We start from the raw sequence: 17,348 nt of genomic DNA, 5'->3' as shown, positions 1-17,348 counted from the left end.
ATTTTTCTATGAGTCAAATTATATTTAAAAATACGCTACTAATATTAACAATATCTTCATATTAAACACTGACAACTTTATGTTTTCTACTGTTACTTTGCAACTTAAAATAGGGTAAGACCACAGGTTTGTGGCTTTTTCGATCGATGACTATTAGCAAAGATTCAGGCAATTATACATATAAGGCACTTTTCTTTTTGAAAATGGCATTTGCGCTGTTGCTTTTTATGCTTTCCATAGACCTGCTGACAGTTTCTATGCTTCAGCTAAACAATGAATTGGCAAAAGAAGTATTTCAAGCAACCAATAATCCATTTGTAGGGCTATTCATAGGGCTATTGATGACGGCTTTGATTCAGAGTAGTTCTACAGTGACTGCTATGATCGTAGCTGTGGTCGCTTCAGGCAGCTTGACTTTGACACAAGCAGTACCATTGGTAATGGGTGCGAATATAGGAACTACAATCACTAGTACATTGGTATCTTTTTCTTTCATTATGAAAAGAGGTGAATTCAAAAAAGCCCTCTCTGCAGGTGTACTTCATGATGTATTCAATATCATTACTGTAATCATCTTGTTCCCTTTGGAGTTTTATTTTGGTTTTTTGAGTGAAACAGCACAGTTTATAACCCACACTTTTTTTGAATCTAAAAACACTACAGAAGGGCCTATCAAATACAACGCCTTTTTCACTAGACCTTTTTCACTATGGTTGGTTGCTTTGATCAAGTATCCTATCATTGCTTTGATTGGAAGTGTGCTTCTTGTGTTTGGTGCGATCAAGATTTTGTCTGCCACTGTTTTCAAGACTTTCATTTCCGACAATTACAAAAAAGTAAGTAAGCATATATTCAAAAGTCCTGCAGTAGCTTTTCTTTACGGCATATTCTTCACCTCTGCTGTACAATCTAGCACAGTGACTACATCTCTTATCGTACCAGCTGTAGCCAATAGAAGGATATCATTGATCAAAGTGTTCCCTTTTATCATAGGAGCTAATATCGGCACGACGATCACAGCTTTGATTGCAGCCATTTACAATACTGAGGCGGCTATCAGCATTGCAATCGTGCATCTGCTATTCAATGTAATTGGAGCACTCATATTTATGCCGTTTAATGCTATCAGAAATATTCCTGTAAAAATAGCTACCTACCTTGGAAAAGAATCTGTCAAAACCCGAATAGTAGGTTTCGCATATATTCTTCTCACATTTTTTATCATTCCCTTCTTACTGATATACTTCAATAGGAATGAAGACATGACGCAATCTCAAGCTAACGAGAAAAAAGTAAATAAAAGCGAAATCCCCGCAAAGAACTAATCAGCCTTGCACAATCTGCACTCCTGAGCTGGTACCAATTCTATCTGCCCCCGCTTGGATCAATGCTGTAGCTTGTTCTAGTGTTTTTATTCCACCACTTGCTTTGATTCCAATATTGCTTGGAAGATGCTCTCTCATCAAAGCTATATGCTCTACTTTTGCTCCATATGGAGCAAAACCAGTAGAAGTCTTTACAAAGTCCACACCCGCGTCTTTACAAATCATGCAGGCTTCTATGATTTCTTCATGACTTAAGTAGGCAGTTTCTATGATTACTTTTAGTAATTTCTCGTGTTGATGACAGATATTACTGATTTTAGCTATTTCAATTTTTGGCCAATTCATTCCAGACTTATAAGCTGAAAGTGACCAAACCAAATCAATCTCATCAGCTCCATCCTTGATGGCAAGTTCTGTTTCATAAGCTTTGGCTTCACTAAGTTGATAACCAAGGGGAAATCCTACGACTGTAACCAACTGTACATGAGAATCACCAAGCTCTCTTTTGGTTTTTTTTACCCAAAAAGGAGGTACACAAACACCAACAAAGCCATAGTCTAGTGCTTCTTTCACCACTTGCTCTATATCAGCATCTTTTAATGTTGGCTTCAATACAGTTTGCTCAATATACCTCTCTATGTTTTTCATAATTTTAGTTTAATCACCTTGTACATAATCTGTCAAATATAAAAAATCATCTGTCAACTCCCCATTTTCTGCAATCGTAGCTCGACGGATGATTTGCGAAGCTTCTTTGGTAAGTTCAGGTAGGAAATATTGTTTCAGCATATCTCCGAAGGCTTCTGATGCATCTCTTGGTAACTCTGAGGGAAGATTATCTATAGCCATCACAGATATGCTGTGTTGCTTTCCAAATGCAGGCACTTCTTCAAAACTTTCCCTGTCTATATCATACACTGGATCTGAGACCTTTGATGCTCTGATTGTGGTGGGGATAGAACCGTGGATATCACACGTAATGTCAGCAATGACTGATATATTAAAATCCTCTGATTGAATATCGGCAAAGTTGAACAATTTTGGAGCGCGATTGTCCCAATATGCTGCTGCCATAAGTATATCACTCACCTCTGCAAACTTCAAGAAATGGCTCTCATAGCGACTGGGGTCTTGATGAAACTCAGACCTATCAAATCCACCATCTGTCTTCCTCCTATTGTAATCAGCCGAAGAAAGAACGGTGAAAACAGGACTATCAAAATATGAAGTCAAAAATGCTTGTCGATCAACTTGCTCCACTCCTGCAGAAAGCAATACCTCTACTACACCTTTCCCCACCCTACCCGTACCAGTGACTACTATTTTGATAGGAGGAAGCTTTACTTTTGACAACTCTTGCTCCAGTTCCACTCGGTCAAAGCACATAAAAGCACGTTTAATGGAGTATAGTCCAGACTTTTGACCATAGGTCCAAAGTCCATTATACGCACCCACAATGCCTGCCCATCTTCCAAAAGCAACCAACCTCTCGCCTTCTTCATTTTTTATGACTTCATAATCAATTAATCTAATCTGCTTTGCCAAAACAGCCTTTAGCAATGGTCGGTTGAAGGGCTGCTTTTTTATGGTATGTGAAAAAAACACAAAGGTCTTCTGTGGTATCAATTGACTGATGGGAACTTCCTTGATACCTATCATCATGTCACAATCGGAAATATCTGCATTTACTTCTATACCTAAAGATCGATATTCCTCGTCATCAAATGACCGGACCTCTGATGGTTCAATTTTAAAACTAAGGTTTGGATAACTTTCTTGAATGGCCAAAAGCTGCTTAGGAGTGAATGCCACTCTTCGATCAGCTGGGAGTTTACCTTCTTTTATTAAGGCGATCTTCATATGGTCTTGGGCTTATTTCATTAAAAACTTCACTTTGACCTCAATATAGAGAAAAATATCGAATCAATCCCAAAGAAAAAAGGCAGCGAAAACGCTGCCTCTTGAATATTATCCTTAATCTAGTCCCAAAAACTCCACATCAAATCTCAATACAGAGTTTGGCGGGATATTTTCGTTTGATTCGGAATTTCTGTAGCCATAAGGCGAAGGGATGATTAGTACCCCTTTGGAGCCAGATCTCAGTCTTCTAAAGCCCAAGCCAAATCCCTGTATGGTAGATCCCGTGCTGTTTAATTCTGGAATTGTAAAAACAAGAGGAACATAAGTCCTATTTTCGGTATGAAGATCATTTTCTCTCGCCACTGACTCAATGTTGGTGTCAAAAATACTTCCATCAAGTAAGCTACCTATATAGTTTGTATATACTACACTGTTAGTAATAGGCCTAGAACCTGTACCTTCTTCTTGCACTATCACTATCACACCAGAGCGATCATGAATTCTGTACAAACTATCTATGGGAGTATTTGCAAGATAATCATCAATAATCCCTCTGTCTCTTGCTAGATTTCCTTCTACATCGTAAGGCGGAGGTCCAAAAGGATTCCTCTCCTCACAACTGATGAATGCTATAATAGGAATCAATAGCAATAACTGTAATTTTCTCATTTAGAAAGTTTATTTTTAAATTCTAATCGTCTTTTTTCACTTGACCAACCTTCACAAGGTGAATTTCGAAGATCAATGGTGAATTTGGCGGAATACTTCCACTTGCTTGATTTCCATAGCCAAACAAAGAAGGAAATAAAGTAACTACCTTGTCACCTTGTTGCATTTTACTTAAAGCAAACAAGAATCCATCTATTAAACCATCTCTACCAACTACAAATTCCAATGGTTTGTAAGTTCTCTGAGAGTTGAATATCGAATTTTCTCTTGCTACGCTTTCTAAGGAAGTGTCAAAAACCCTATTGGTCAGCAACTTACCAGTATAATCAATAAACAAAGTGTCTCCTAATACAAATTCATACTCTCCACCCATCTTCTCTTCCCAAAATATGTAGACGCCATTATTAACATCTTCAAATTTATGTACATGATCGATTGGATTTTCAGCGAGATATTCTTGGATAGCTTCTTTATCTTGTTCTAGTCTGATACTGTAATTCTCCTGTTCTGAGATACATGAAAAGAACAACATGATTACAATGACTGGAAAGCTTAACTTTTTCATAGAGTTATTTAAATTATTTTACATTCGTTACTTCGACATCGAAGATCAGAACGGAGTTCGGCTTGATCACAGCACCTGATTGTCTATCACCATAAGCCAAAGTAGATGGTATCAAAAATTTAGCTTTTGAACCATTTTTCAATAATGATAGACCTTCATCCCATCCTGGAATCACTCTACCTACACCCACTTGAACTTCCAATGGTTCATATCCATTCATTTGATCTCTTTGCTCATTGTAGACACCGCCTGCTTGGGCTTTCTCTTTGTTGCTTGTATCAAAGATAGTTCCGTCCAATAGGTAGCCTGCATAGTCTACTTCAGCTGTCTGACCTGCTTCAATCTGATCTCCACTGCCTTCTCTTTCTATGACGTAAAATAGACCTGATTCTGTCTTAGTAGCATTCAAATTATTTTTTGAAATATACTCTTCTATCAGTTTTACATCCGTTTCAAGTTGCTTAGCGGCCTTTTCAGATTGCTTCTTCATCTGTGCATCTTGAAGTGCTGTAAAATATGCTTGCACGCCATCTTCATCCAAAACATCAATTACACCCAGTCTGATTTTCACATCTTCCTCCGCTTTAAGGAAAAATGGCACGTTGAATTCACCAAATATTTTGGCTGCCGGAGCAGCAAATGTGATGCTATCCCCTTTTCTTAACCCAAGGATGATCTCCTCTACACCAAGATTAGTATTAGCTGAATCCTTGTATTGGAACACTTGAGGTGCCATATCATCTATAGTTGAGATAAAAGTAGAATCACTACTTGTCATTGCAATCAAATTGTATAAAACATACTCACCATCTTTTGGGCTATCTTTTCCCTCTTTGATATAAGTATACTCTATGCCATCAGATGTAGTCTTCTTGGTCTTGGTACAAGCTGACATAGAAACAGCCGCAGCTAGAACTGCTGCTGACAATAAAACGCTTTTAATTTTTTTCATGGATGAGGTCTAATTGATTGTATAAAGTATTAATATTCTCTTTGATTAATTTTTCAAATTTCTCTGTTGTTTCGGTCAAAGTCAAGTCTGACTTGCCGCCTGATGCATTTTTGTGTCCACCTCCATTGAAATTCTCCTGAGCAAACTTGTTGACAGCTACATCTTCCACAGATCTAAATGAGATTTTGATACCATCTTCACGTTCTGTAAAAAGGGCCGCAATTTTGATTCCGTCTATAGACAAAGCGTAATTCACCAGACCTTCTGTATCACCAGTCTGAGAGGCATATTTTTTCAAATCCTTTTTAGAAATGGCAAAGTATGCGATTCTTAAATCTTGATTGATTGTTAATCTTCTTGAAATAGCAAAACCAATAAACTTTAGCCTATTGACGCTATTGGTGTCATAAATTAGCTTTGAAATCTTGGTATTGTCTGCACCTAAGGCTATGAGCTCTGCTGTAATCATGTGTACATTCTTGGTAGTATTTGGATGTCTAAATCCACCAGTATCTGTCATGATGCCTGCATACAAGCAATCCGCAATGTCAGAGTCCAAAAGTTCTTTGTCACCGATCTTTACTATCAGCTCATAAACCAACTCACAAGTGGCTGCTGCCTCAGTACTCCAATACCTAAATTGACTGAAATCTTTTGGGTCTTGGTGGTGATCAATATTGACAATGTATGCCTCTGAATCTTTTACATATTCTTCCATCGACTGTAACCTGCTCAAGCAAGAAAAATCAAGACAAAAGATGATTTCAGCTTCTTTGATAACTTGAATGGCCTTTTCCTTCTGATCTGGAGCTTCAAAGTTAATCACTTCATCATTTCCTTTCATCCAGTGTAAAAAAGAAGGATAATCAGAGGGGGTGATGACGCTGACCTCATGGCCCTTTTTGATTAAGTAATTCTTTAACCCAAGAGACGAACCTAATGCATCAGCATCTGGCTTGTGATGAGTAGTAATTACAATCTTGGCTGGTGAGGCAATTTTATTTTTAAATAACTCTATTGATTGCATTTTTAAGCTTTTGTGGTTTCCCTTTGAGAGAAGACAGCTTGCAAAGGTCATGATTATTTTTCAAAATTCCCAATTATCATAATCTTCTCTAGCTTAGGGTGATAACAGAGAATTAACCTCCTTCTTTCGGAACTTCATATATTTCATGTACTTTTGCAGTCGAATTCAAAAAAGCAACAATACTATAAATATGGCAACTAACAGAACTTTCACCATGATCAAGCCTGACGCTTTCGAAGCTGGCAACTCTGGTGCAATCTTGAAAATGATCGAAGAAGCTGGCTTCAAAATCGTAGCAATGAAAGCAACAAAATTGACAGCTGAACTTGCAGGAAAATTCTACGAAGTACACCAAGAAAGACCTTTCTATAAGGATCTTTGTGCTTATATGTCATCTGGGCCAATTTTCGCCGCTATTCTTGAAAAAGACAATGCCGTGGAAGATTTCCGTAAACTTATCGGTGCTACCAACCCAGCTGATGCTGCTGAAGGAACTATCAGAAAGATATTCGCAAAATCCATAGAGGCTAATGCGGTACATGGATCTGATTCTGATGAAAATGCAGCCATCGAAGGCAACTTCTTTTTCAATCAAGCGGAAAGAGTTCTTTAAGAAACTCTTTAAATACGCAAGACAATGTTGTATTTGATTGGTTTATAGTGATAATAGACCTCCCTGGTTTCACTCGATCATTTCTAACAACTGATAGGAAGTCAATAAAAACCTGAAAGGTCTGCGGATTTTAGTAAACTACTAAAAGCATAAAAAAGCCTTGCATCTTTCTATAAGCGCAAGGCTTTTTTATGCTTAAAACCGTCCATTCATTGCATATTTTGCATTAGGATATAACAATAAACTTTGCAAAACTTTCTACATTTTGAGCACGCAATGTGTAAGACAGCTTGATCAAAGATCCTCTTCGTCCTCAAAATCATCCTCATCTGGAGCTCCCATATCAAACATCGAGCTGAACAAGTCCTTAAACTGCATGCCTGTATCTAGGAGTTTTTTGCTCAATTGACTATATTCAGCCAAGCCATGTAAGGCAAACTCCATAAAAAACTCCCTTTCTTTCTCCGTCAGCTCGTGAACATGTGTAGTCACAATTTCTTCCAATCCAGGAACTTGATGCAAGGCGGATTTGTAAGCTTTGTCAGATTGTGAAGCAATGAGATCAAGCGTATTACCTTCTCCAAACCACGATAATGGCAGCACATAGGGATTTCCTGACTTCTCTTTTTTCTTTTGTTCTGGAGAAGGAAAAAAGTCTGAAAATAATGTCCTGATAGCCTTGCCTATCAAATTATAGGCTACGAGCCCAGCACCTTCTTGCTCCCCTTCATAGACTAGCTCTACTTTACCTGTGATCGCAGGAATGATGCCTATCAGATCAGATACCCTGACGACTGTATTTTGCTCATTATGAATATAGAGTCTTCTTTCTGCTGCCGAAATCAAGTTTTCATATGCCGAAATCGTCAATCTGGCTGAAACGCCACTCTTCTCGTCTACATATTCACTATGCCTAGCTTCTATAGCAATCTGCTCGATCAAGTCCTTCATTAACTCTGGCATGTGGATTTTTTCCAATGGCTTTCCATCTAGATTAGCCTCTTGAGATGTGATTTGTTTTCCTATCTCTATTGATTTTGGATAATGGGTAATGATCTGACTCTCTATTCTATCCTTGAGAGGTGTCACGATAGATCCTCTATTGGTATAATCTTCCGGATTGGCAGTGAATACAAACTGTATGTCCAAAGGTAACCTTAACTTGAATCCCCTGATCTGTATATCTCCTTCTTGCAGGATGTTGAAAAGCGCTACTTGTATTCTTGCTTGCAAATCTGGGAGCTCATTGATCACAAAAATAGAGCGATGCGATCGTGGTACAAGTCCATAATGTATCACGCGCTCATCATTGTAGGAAAGCTTCATCGTGGCTGCTTTGATAGGATCCACATCACCGATAAGATCCGCTACAGACACATCTGGCGTGGCAAGCTTTTCGGTGTATCGATCGGCCCTATGCCACCAAGTGATAGGCGTTTGATCTCCTTTGGTCGCTATGAGACTGGTAGCAAATGATGAGATAGGCATCAAAGGATCATCATTGAGTTCAGAACCTTCTACCACTGGCACAAATTCATCTAACAAAAATGTCATCATTCTTGCTATTCTTGTCTTCGCCTGACCTCTTAGTCCAAGTAGGTTGATATTGTGCCGAGAAAGTATGGCACGCTCGATATCGGGGATCACGGTATCTTCATAGCCCCAGATCCCCTCAAAAACCTTCTCCCCTGACTTAATGCTTTTAATCAAATTTTGCCTCAATTCCTCTTTGATAGATTTTGACGTATAACCTGCAGCTTTGAGCTCTCCCAAAGTCCTGATTTCCAACAAATCCTTTGTATTCAATTGACTATATTCCATCATTTTATAATCTTTTCGTTCTATTTTTTCTATAATCTTCAAAAATCAAATCTCCAAGTCCTTTCAAACTGCTGTAGTAAGCATTTCCATTATTGACTTTTGTGAATTCTTTGACAAATTCTTTCAAATAAGGATCAGAAGCTATCATGAAAGTGGTTACTGGGATTTTTAATTTCCTACATTGGGCAGCAAGTTTCAGCGTCTCATTGAGGATTTTACTGTCTATCCCAAAGCTATTTTTATAATACTTTATGCCAACCTTCAGGCATGTAGGCTTACCGTCAGTGATCATAAAAATTTGCTTGTTGGGATTTTTTCTTCTTCTCAAAAGGTCCATTGCCAGCTCTAACCCTGCCACTGTATTGGTATGATAGGGACCGACCTGCAAGTAAGGTAGATCTTTGATCTCAATCTGCCAGGCATCGTTGCCAAACACGATCACGTCCAAGGTATCCTTAGGATAACGGGTTTTGATCAACTCCGCCAAAGCCATTGCCACCTTTTTAGCAGGAGTGATCCTATCTTCCCCATACAAAATCATAGAATGAGAGATATCAATCATCAAAACTGTTGAAGTCTGGGTACGCATTTCGTTCTCGACCACTTCAAGATCATCTTCTGTAAGAAGGTAATCCCCAGAAAAACCATGATTTACCTGAGCGTTGCGTAGCGAGTCTGTCAAAGCAATCTGATCTAAATTATCTCCAAAGGAGTAGTTTCTCCTATCAGACCCTTTTTCATCACCTGGGCCAGAGAAGGTAGTCTTATGTTGACCTCCTTTGGACTTTTTCAATTTCCCGAAAATCTCCTCCAGCGCAGACTTCCTGATCGTCTGCTCAGCTTTTCCTGTGATTTTGAACTCTCCTTTTTGATTCTCTTCCGTAAGGTATCCTTTTGACTTGAGCTCATCAATAAAGTCACCTATACCATAACTGGCATTGGTGAGATTGTATTGTTTATCAAGATTGGTCAACCAGCTGAGTGCCTCAGCGACGTCCCCTCCAGTCATGGTAACGAGTTGCAAAAAAATCTGCAGGAGATTTTCGAAATTGTTTTTCTCAGGATCCTGCGAAGGTGTATACTTTGTAAATCTGAATCCTTTCATATAGGGTCTATAACAAGATCGAGCAGTAGCTAGTTTGGAATATGCTGAAAAATTTAAAAAATATGTATATCTGTAAAAATATAGCTAACCTGATCTTTTAAGTAATTTAAGATTCAGATATTTGTTGATTTTGGATATTAGTAGATATTTTATTCTGTCTTTTCGAAATTGATCCAGAAGTAATCATTTTTACCTAAAAATCTTTCTCTAGTGTAATTGCGGATAATCATTAAAATTTGTGCTTCTGTAAATACTGCTAATCAGATAATTTAGGATTACTTTGAGATTAGGAAATTTTAGAACACTTCTCTTATTAGGCAAATGTATGTTTCAATAACTATTCACATGTTCCCTTTGTGAAGGATTTTACTCCTGCCCTTTGAGCCTCGCAGCTATTGCCATAAGTTTTTTGATCGCAGCCACATACTGGATCATAGATCATAAGACAAGCTACATCTTTGTATTTATTATTTGGATCGATGCAGTCCACCATTTCGTTTGGAGACATGTCTTCACATTGAAATGCAGCAAGGGCCATCACCAAACAAAGTAAAAAGCTAATTTTCAAGTATTTCATAATAGTGACATTTTTTCAACTAGACGAGAGGAATGAATCAAACGCTACATAGGGAGTGAATAATCATACAAACCTTACATTTCCAATCTTCATTTTGCTTAACTTAGCCATGCTAAAACTAACAAAAACGCAAGCTTTGGATTTACAATACCCATTAGAATTGGCAGGAGCCTTTGTATTTGCCATTTCTGGTGCTTTGGCTGTAAGAGGTCGAGAGCATGATCTGTTTGGCGCTGGCTTCACAGGATTTATCACTGCGATTGGTGGTGGTAGCTTGAGAGATATTCTTTTAGGCAGCTATCCATTGGTGTGGATTGGAGATGTGCATGTGTTATATGCGATTTTTGGGGGAATCCTGGCTGCCTTCCTTTTCCAAAAACACTTGCTAAAGTTGAGAAGAACCATGTTTTTATTTGACACCCTCGGGATTGGATTCTTTACCGTGCTTGGTGTCGAAAAAGCCCTAAGCCTTGGTGTAAGTGTAGAAATCGCTGCCATCATGGGGATGTTTTCTGCTGTAATGGGTGGTGTTTTGCGAGATACATTGACCAATGAAATACCGATACTTTTCAGGAAAGAAATCTACGCTTCCGCATGCCTTGCAGGAGCTATTCTATATTTGATACTCAATCATTTTGGCCTTGAGAGGGACTATAATCTTTTGATATCGATGTCTGTAGTGATCAGTATAAGACTAGTTGCAGTAAAATACAAGCTTAGCCTCCCCACTTTGGACTGATCGCAGTATTCTTGTTATCTGCAAGAGGACGCTGAAATCAATTGATTTATAACATCAATAGACCTCCCTGGTTTGCCTCGAATATTTCTAACGACTGATTATTGGTCTATAAAACCCTGAAAGGTCTGCGGATTTTAGGTATTATATAATCCAAACTCTCTTTTGATAAACTTGATAAATTCGTCAAGTAAAATGAAAGCTTATGGGATTTACCATTTCATGTCTTAATTTTGGACATGAATTCGACCCTTTCTAAGCAAAATATTCTTTACATCCTACTATTCGGCATACTTGTCTTGCTTCACTTTTCTGGCATTGGAAAGCTAAGTATCTATGCCCTAGATGAAGCAAAAAATGCGGTGGCAGCTTATGAGATGCTAGAAAGGAACGATTTTATCCTTCCAACCTTCAACGATCAGCCAAGGTTTGATAAGCCTCCATTGCATTATTACTTTTTTATGGCTGGGTATAAGCTTTTTGGTTATTCACCATTTGGAGCTCGTTTTTTCCCTGCACTCGCTGGTTTGTTTTGTATTGGGATGTGTGCTGCCTTCCTCAAAAAACAGTTTGGAGATCGAGCTACCATCTTTTACCTTCTACTTAGTATTGCAAACATCCATTGGATGATCCAATTTCACATGGCAGTGCCTGATCCATTTCTGATCTCCTTTTTGACAGTATCTTACCTGTATGGACTCAGATACTATCAAGGCAACTACCAAGAACCAAAACTTCAATACATTTCCTACGCCTTCTTAGCATTGGCAACATTGACAAAGGGCCCAGTTGCTATATTGCTTTATACAGTAACTTTTCTTGCCTTTATCATTCTTAAAAGGGAGTTTAGGCTAGGCCCATGGTTCCGAATTGGTCCTATCGTGATGCTGCTTGCCATCGCTAGCTCTTGGTACATTCTCGTAGGTATCCGAACAGGCGGCAACTGGCTAGAAGAGTTTTTCTTGACCCATAATTTGTCAAGATTTGGAGCACCTATGGAAGGTCATGGAGGCTTGTTTTTGAAAACATGGCTATTTGTGGCATTGGGTATATTCCCATTTGTACTATACATTCCAGCTGCTTTTCGATTTGTCTTGAAGTCAAAAAAGGAGGCCATTGGACAAAAATCTGATGTGTTGCTATTCGCAAGTATTGCAGCTGTAGCTGTTATTATGTTTTTTAGCTTTGCATCTACGAGACTGCCCAATTATACCACACCAGCATATCCTTGGCTTATGATCCTATTGGCCATATTCATTAGTGAACGATTAAATCAAAAAATTCAACTTACCCTGCTCATTACAAGTACAATATTGGTCTTAGGACTGGGAATTGGCGGGAGTTTTGGACTTGCGCAAATCGACTATATCCAAGATATCCACCCTATGGCCTATCTTTTTTTGATAGCCTTGATACCCTTGTCACTTTCATTTTTCTTTACTTTCAGAAAAAAACTACCTTATGCTTTCGGAAGTCTTGCTTTTAGCTTGGCTACGGTCACACTTATTTTTCTACTTTGGGTGATGCCTGCTATAGACAAGCAAAACCCCGTCCTCAAAACACAGCATGTATGGGAAGGTCAAGAAAACATCTATTACTATGGAATCCCAAACCCTTCTTTTGTCTTTTACCTGCAGCGACCTATTCCTTTGATAGATCCTGCGACTGCCAAGACAGGGGATTTGATAATCACCAGGAAAAGTTCAATTCAGCAATTTGAAGATGAGGGCTACACATTCAAAATACTAACCGAGGCAAACGATCTTTTTGAAACACCTGTATCTGTAATTGTTCAGCTTGTAGGATCTCCGAGTGAATAGGACTAGCGACCAGAAAACTTGGCTTGAAAATATTCTCCCAAGTGAAATTCTCGCCAAGATTCGGGAAACTTAGCAACCAAGTAGCTCGCAATACAAAATGAACCGTAACCGACCCACATGCCTGCAAGGACATCGATCAAGAAATGTTGCATCAAGTAAACCCTGCTAAAACCAACAATCACCGCAGCAAGAAAGATCAAGACTTGATAAACTGGCTTTACTGGTTTACCTAAAGCAAGTATAGCCGCCAAAAGAAATGCTGTGGCAGAATGCCCAGATGGGAACGAATTGAGGTAGGCAATCTTCACTCCGTCCACTAAGTGAATTGACATCCCTTCAAATACACTCATGGGTCTCGGCTCACCATGAAATATGATCTGCTTTCCCACAAAAACAATTATCATGTGAATCACTACAGCCAATTTCACCATCAAACCATAGCCATACTTTCGCATGAAGATAATGGGTATGAAAAGTAGAAAGATCAATCCGTCTCCAAGATGTGTATTGTACTTGAAGAATACATCCAAGAAAGGATTATGGTAAGCATTGACAGTGAGTGAAATGAACTCACTTCCATGAAAAAATATCAAAAGGCTAAAAAGTATGCTAGTCACGATCATACAAATGGTAAAAGTGGAAATCTTATTTTGGGAATGAATCACAGTATTTTTATCTAAGTAATAAATGAATTGGATCGGTAAAATCCATATATGGGACAAAGATGCGAGTAATTCGCCAAAAAAAACAAGGATTTGAATTATGTCGGAGTGACTGGATTCGAACCAGCGACCCCTTGCACCCCATGCAAGTACGCTACCAGACTGCGCTACACCCCGATTTTTTTGCGAATTAAATAGATTTATTGATTTTTTCAAAATGTGCTAAATGAGCCAGTCAATCTATCCGCTTTTCAGCCTATCATTGGTAAAGTGAGCATAAAGATTGGAAAATAGAAAGAAATTGGAAAATTAGAAAAACTGGATATGCTCGATCAATTTTTCAATTTCATTCACTTTAAATTTAAAATAAACATTAGGCCTTAATAGAATTAACTCATCTGTTACCTTAAAGTGATTGTCTTTCATTAAAAAATAAATCTTTATCAAAAAATAAGGGTATCCCTAGCTCAGATAAGTGAGGGTTGTTCTTATAATCTTTTGTAATTGGACTTAAAATGATTATTGATCCATCATTATCAAGATTCTTCTTTGAAAATTCTTCAAAAAAAGAATTCAGGCAACTTTTACAAGCTGATGGATTGATTACAAGTACCCAGTCTATTTCTTTTGAGATATTGAATTTCTTTTTTACGAATTCATATTCATCATTTTTTGAACTACATTGGAATAGAAGAAATACTAAAAAAACGATGAGAAAATTAGCCCTATTCATTACTCGCGGTTAGATTAAAATGTAAGACATCAAAGAGCAAAAAATCCTCAGTATAATATTCATTGTACTCTCCATTGACTGGTAAATATAACCCTGCTTTACCTACAAAAGCGCCATAGGAATCTCCTTCAAAATCGATAAATTTTGATTCCCCTAAATAATTAAACTTTTCATCTAAGACAAAGATTTTGAAATCGGGCCTGACTACATGAAGTTCATATATAGGAATCACATACTTTTCTGGATTTGCTGGGAGATCATAAAACACATAATAAACTTTTCTATAAGCATCATAAATGATATTTCTAAATACGCCTTTATCAAGTTCATTCAGAACACCTTTATTTCCATCAGGTCTTTTGAAGTACCTTACAAATTCAAAACGTTCAGGAGCTTGTAATTCAACCAAGTCCAAAACACGATTTTGAGAGATAGAAAAAATCTGAATTCTTGGATCTTCGTTAAACAAAGTAAGGATTGAGTCACCTTTTAAAGCCCAACTAAAACTAGGGGATACTTTTCCTTTATCCCAAAATCCATTGGGTAAATAAAATTCTTTCCAAGCTAATGATAAGTCATTTTTTTTATCTATCTCATATATATGCTTAAAATCAGAGACTTGTTTACTTGGAGTTTCCCAAAACCTAGTAATAAAGGGGTATGCACCGAGTATTTTACCTTGAGTAATGAAAAGCGGAAGAGAGTTGGTAGACATGATAGATTGAACGTATTGGTCTTCACCTTCTATCTTGACTTGATTAATTTTATTTCCTTCAAAATCAAAAATCATTATAGCTGGAGGGTAGTTCACTACAAAAACGGTATCTACATTTAGATATTCAAATCCGTTCAATCGATTGACTCTATGTCGCCCATCAGTGGAGAATTTGATCGAATGGAATTTTTCACCATTCTTTAAATCATAAAAGTCAATACTCATGGTATTGGAAGGCATTACGGCCAAAATACGAGTTGAGTCCGTTTCAATAAGTTGAGTTTTAATGGTTCTTGTGGATACACTACTATCCAGAGGGATTTGTATTCTTTCGAGAACCTCATAAGAAAGCAAGACTTTGTCAATTGTCGTGTCTGATTTACAAGACAAGAAAAACAAAGTGATCAGAGCCAAAAATAAGCTATATAAAATCGTCTTTTTCATTTAAAGAAATTTGATTCTTCAAAAATATAGATCTATGATACAGAGGAAGAATGCTATATGATCTCTCCGCTATATCACTCAACTATTACCTATCAAAATATCGATAATGTATCGTTACTTTCACAAGGACAAGTATTAGTTTTTTGAGGAGTAGTGCATCCAGTCTTTGCAGTGTACTCGCAAATATCCACTCCAGAACTTGCGTTTACTTCTTGACTGTCAAAATGAACTAGCCCAACAAACGAAAATACTGAAAGGGCTGCGATTACCGAAAATAATTTGATTTTTTCATGATTAAATAATTTAAAATTTTAAAACTAAAGATATATTTATATATATAATGTTCCAAGAATTTTAAGAAAAAAATAAAAGTTTTTATGGCTTACTTAAAAAGTCTCAAGTATGCCAACTTCAAAGTATGCAAATGAAGATGTATGCTTTTAATTAGACTTAACCCAATGAATAAGATGGCATACCTAAGTTTGGCCTGAAAATTTCGCGTTTTGAAATTTTCAGGAGCATGAAAATCAAGCTGGATCATTGAATAAGCTTGCACTGTCGCTCTTGTTTCTTGTATCTCAATTTCTAGTCTCTCGCTTCTCGTCTCTCGCCTCTAAATCTCTCGCTGCCTCTCCTACAACAATTCAACCCAATTCTTTATCAACTGGTAGCCATATTGCGTCAAATGAGCCTCTGGATGATATTGAATACCGACGATTGGAAGATCTCTGTGTGCTATCGCCATGATTTCTTCTTGGTCAGTTGTGAGCAATGTCTCGAGACATGAAGGAAGGTTTTGAAGAATCAGTGAATGATACCTTGTTACTTCAAACTCCTTTGGAATATGTTGAAAAATGGGATGATCAGTCTTTTTAATTACTTTATGCACCTTGCCATGGACTGGCCTAAGACCCTTTACCAACTTTGCCCCAAAAAACTCCCCGATAGCTTGATGCCCTAAACATACCCCAAGTATCGGTAACTTATCTTGAAAATAGGCCAAGATACCCATCAAATTCCCAGCTTTTGCTGGCGTTTCAGGACCTGGTGAGAGAATTATCCCTTCAAAGGAATACTCTTTGAGTTCTTCCAGACTCACATCATTTCTGACTATCTTGATTGATTTCCCAGTCTGCTTGATATAGTCTGCCAATATGTGAGAGAATGAATCAAAATTATCAATCAAGAGTAGCATCTGTAGCTGAATTTACTAGTAATTGAATAGATGTAACAGCCTCTTTGACAATTGGCGTATAGGCATCGAGGATGTTAATAGTAACTGGAGCTATAGGCTGAAGGTAAGCATAACAAGACGATTGCTGTATCCAATCAGCTGAAAGCTCATATTCGAAAGAATTTGCAACCCATAGCAACAGACTAAGGACAAAGGCTGTCTTAAAAAAACCTAGAATTGCTCCAGCAACATTATCCAAAGATCCCAAAATGGTGAGGTCTATGGTTTTTTTGACCAATAATCCCAATGCCCTGACACTGAGCAACACGATCAGAAAAATGATCAAGAATGAAATAAAAGGGAGTAGAAATGTAAGGTTCTCTACCCGAGTAGCCAACATCTCTGCCCCCCAATCCATCAATTGAAATGCCATCAAAATGGCAAGAAAAAAAGCCACAATGGAAATCACCCCAACAAATAAGCCTTGCTTGTACCCGCTGTAGGCACCAATAGCAAGAATAATTAGAATGATAAAATCTAGCGTGGCCAA

General features: G+C 37.8%; 17 protein-coding genes and 1 tRNA gene. 4 read left to right on the top strand and 14 right to left on the bottom strand.

From position 1 onward, the window contains the following. Positions 1–146 precede the first annotated feature (146 nt). Entirely contained in the window at positions 147–1,325 is a 1,179-nt protein-coding gene (locus tag MM214_RS17700; RefSeq protein ID WP_241297505.1) for a Na/Pi symporter, read from the top strand. Here MM214_RS17700 and deoC read toward each other — a convergent pair whose 3' ends face one another. The 6 genes from deoC to MM214_RS17670 all read right to left on the bottom strand — a co-directional run bounded on the left by deoC (position 1,326) and on the right by MM214_RS17670 (position 6,398). After that, positions 1,326–1,973 carry a deoxyribose-phosphate aldolase gene (gene deoC, locus MM214_RS17695; protein WP_241297504.1) on the bottom strand — a complete coding sequence of 216 codons (648 nt, stop codon included), beginning with the start codon at positions 1,971–1,973 and terminating at the stop codon, positions 1,326–1,328. A gap of 9 nt (positions 1,974–1,982) precedes the next feature. After that, on the bottom strand, positions 1,983–3,185 hold the full coding sequence (locus tag MM214_RS17690) for an NAD(P)-dependent oxidoreductase (RefSeq protein ID WP_241297503.1): 1,203 nt from the start codon (positions 3,183–3,185) through the stop codon (positions 1,983–1,985). A gap of 114 nt (positions 3,186–3,299) precedes the next feature. Next, positions 3,300–3,854, bottom strand: a complete 555-nt coding sequence (locus MM214_RS17685) for an FKBP-type peptidyl-prolyl cis-trans isomerase (protein WP_241297502.1) — start codon at positions 3,852–3,854, stop codon at positions 3,300–3,302. 22 nt (positions 3,855–3,876) lie between these two features. Then, the gene (locus tag MM214_RS17680; protein ID WP_241297501.1) at positions 3,877–4,419 is read right to left on the bottom strand and encodes an FKBP-type peptidyl-prolyl cis-trans isomerase; all 543 of its coding nucleotides are present in this window, start codon (positions 4,417–4,419) and stop codon (positions 3,877–3,879) included. Positions 4,420–4,432: 13 nt separating this feature from the next. Continuing rightward, the gene (locus tag MM214_RS17675; RefSeq protein ID WP_241297500.1) at positions 4,433–5,371 is read right to left on the bottom strand and encodes an FKBP-type peptidyl-prolyl cis-trans isomerase; all 939 of its coding nucleotides are present in this window, start codon (positions 5,369–5,371) and stop codon (positions 4,433–4,435) included. Then, complete coding sequence (locus tag MM214_RS17670) at positions 5,358–6,398, bottom strand: DHH family phosphoesterase (RefSeq protein WP_241297499.1); 1,041 nt, start codon at positions 6,396–6,398, stop codon at positions 5,358–5,360. The genes MM214_RS17675 and MM214_RS17670 overlap by 14 nt, the downstream gene beginning before the upstream one ends. Positions 6,399–6,588: 190 nt before the next feature. On the opposite strand from MM214_RS17670, the gene MM214_RS17665 reads away from it, so the two are divergent. Beyond that, on the top strand, positions 6,589–7,011 hold the full coding sequence (locus MM214_RS17665; RefSeq protein ID WP_241297498.1) for a nucleoside-diphosphate kinase: 423 nt from the start codon (positions 6,589–6,591) through the stop codon (positions 7,009–7,011). A gap of 294 nt (positions 7,012–7,305) precedes the next feature. Here MM214_RS17665 and MM214_RS17660 read toward each other — a convergent pair whose 3' ends face one another. From MM214_RS17660 to MM214_RS17650, 3 genes are all read right to left on the bottom strand, one after another. Continuing rightward, the gene (locus MM214_RS17660; protein WP_241297522.1) at positions 7,306–8,832 is read right to left on the bottom strand and encodes a P-loop NTPase family protein; all 1,527 of its coding nucleotides are present in this window, start codon (positions 8,830–8,832) and stop codon (positions 7,306–7,308) included. A gap of 4 nt (positions 8,833–8,836) precedes the next feature. Beyond that, positions 8,837–9,937: a vWA domain-containing protein gene (locus MM214_RS17655; RefSeq protein ID WP_241297497.1), complete on the bottom strand. Its 1,101-nt coding sequence runs from the start codon at positions 9,935–9,937 to the stop codon at positions 8,837–8,839. A gap of 337 nt (positions 9,938–10,274) precedes the next feature. Then, entirely contained in the window at positions 10,275–10,514 is a 240-nt protein-coding gene (locus MM214_RS17650) for a Kazal-type serine protease inhibitor family protein (RefSeq protein WP_241297496.1), read from the bottom strand. 136 nt (positions 10,515–10,650) lie between these two features. On the opposite strand from MM214_RS17650, the gene MM214_RS17645 reads away from it, so the two are divergent. Further along, entirely contained in the window at positions 10,651–11,253 is a 603-nt protein-coding gene (locus MM214_RS17645; RefSeq protein ID WP_241297521.1) for a trimeric intracellular cation channel family protein, read from the top strand. A gap of 236 nt (positions 11,254–11,489) precedes the next feature. Beyond that, on the top strand, positions 11,490–13,070 hold the full coding sequence (locus MM214_RS17640; RefSeq protein ID WP_241297495.1) for an ArnT family glycosyltransferase: 1,581 nt from the start codon (positions 11,490–11,492) through the stop codon (positions 13,068–13,070). 2 nt (positions 13,071–13,072) lie between these two features. On the opposite strand, the gene MM214_RS17635 is transcribed toward MM214_RS17640, so the two are convergent. The 5 genes from MM214_RS17635 to MM214_RS17615 all read right to left on the bottom strand — a co-directional run bounded on the left by MM214_RS17635 (position 13,073) and on the right by MM214_RS17615 (position 17,348). Then, positions 13,073–13,687, bottom strand: a complete 615-nt coding sequence (locus MM214_RS17635; protein WP_241297494.1) for a phosphatase PAP2 family protein — start codon at positions 13,685–13,687, stop codon at positions 13,073–13,075. 148 nt (positions 13,688–13,835) lie between these two features. Further along, positions 13,836–13,909 (bottom strand) — tRNA-Pro (locus MM214_RS17630). A gap of 548 nt (positions 13,910–14,457) precedes the next feature. Next, positions 14,458–15,624, bottom strand: a complete 1,167-nt coding sequence (locus MM214_RS17625; RefSeq protein ID WP_241297493.1) for a DUF4221 family protein — start codon at positions 15,622–15,624, stop codon at positions 14,458–14,460. 634 nt (positions 15,625–16,258) lie between these two features. Further along, positions 16,259–16,819, bottom strand: a complete 561-nt coding sequence (locus MM214_RS17620) for an anthranilate synthase component II (protein ID WP_241297492.1) — start codon at positions 16,817–16,819, stop codon at positions 16,259–16,261. Further along, positions 16,803–17,348: a CvpA family protein gene (locus tag MM214_RS17615; RefSeq protein ID WP_241297491.1), complete on the bottom strand. Its 546-nt coding sequence runs from the start codon at positions 17,346–17,348 to the stop codon at positions 16,803–16,805. Before MM214_RS17615 ends, MM214_RS17620 begins: the two co-directional genes overlap by 17 nt.

The sequence above is a fragment of the Belliella kenyensis genome, from assembly GCF_022549675.1.
In the GTDB taxonomy this organism is placed as follows: domain Bacteria; phylum Bacteroidota; class Bacteroidia; order Cytophagales; family Cyclobacteriaceae; genus Belliella; species Belliella kenyensis.
Note: the sequence above shows the minus strand (reverse complement) of the source record. Positions and strands in the feature narration are given on the sequence as shown.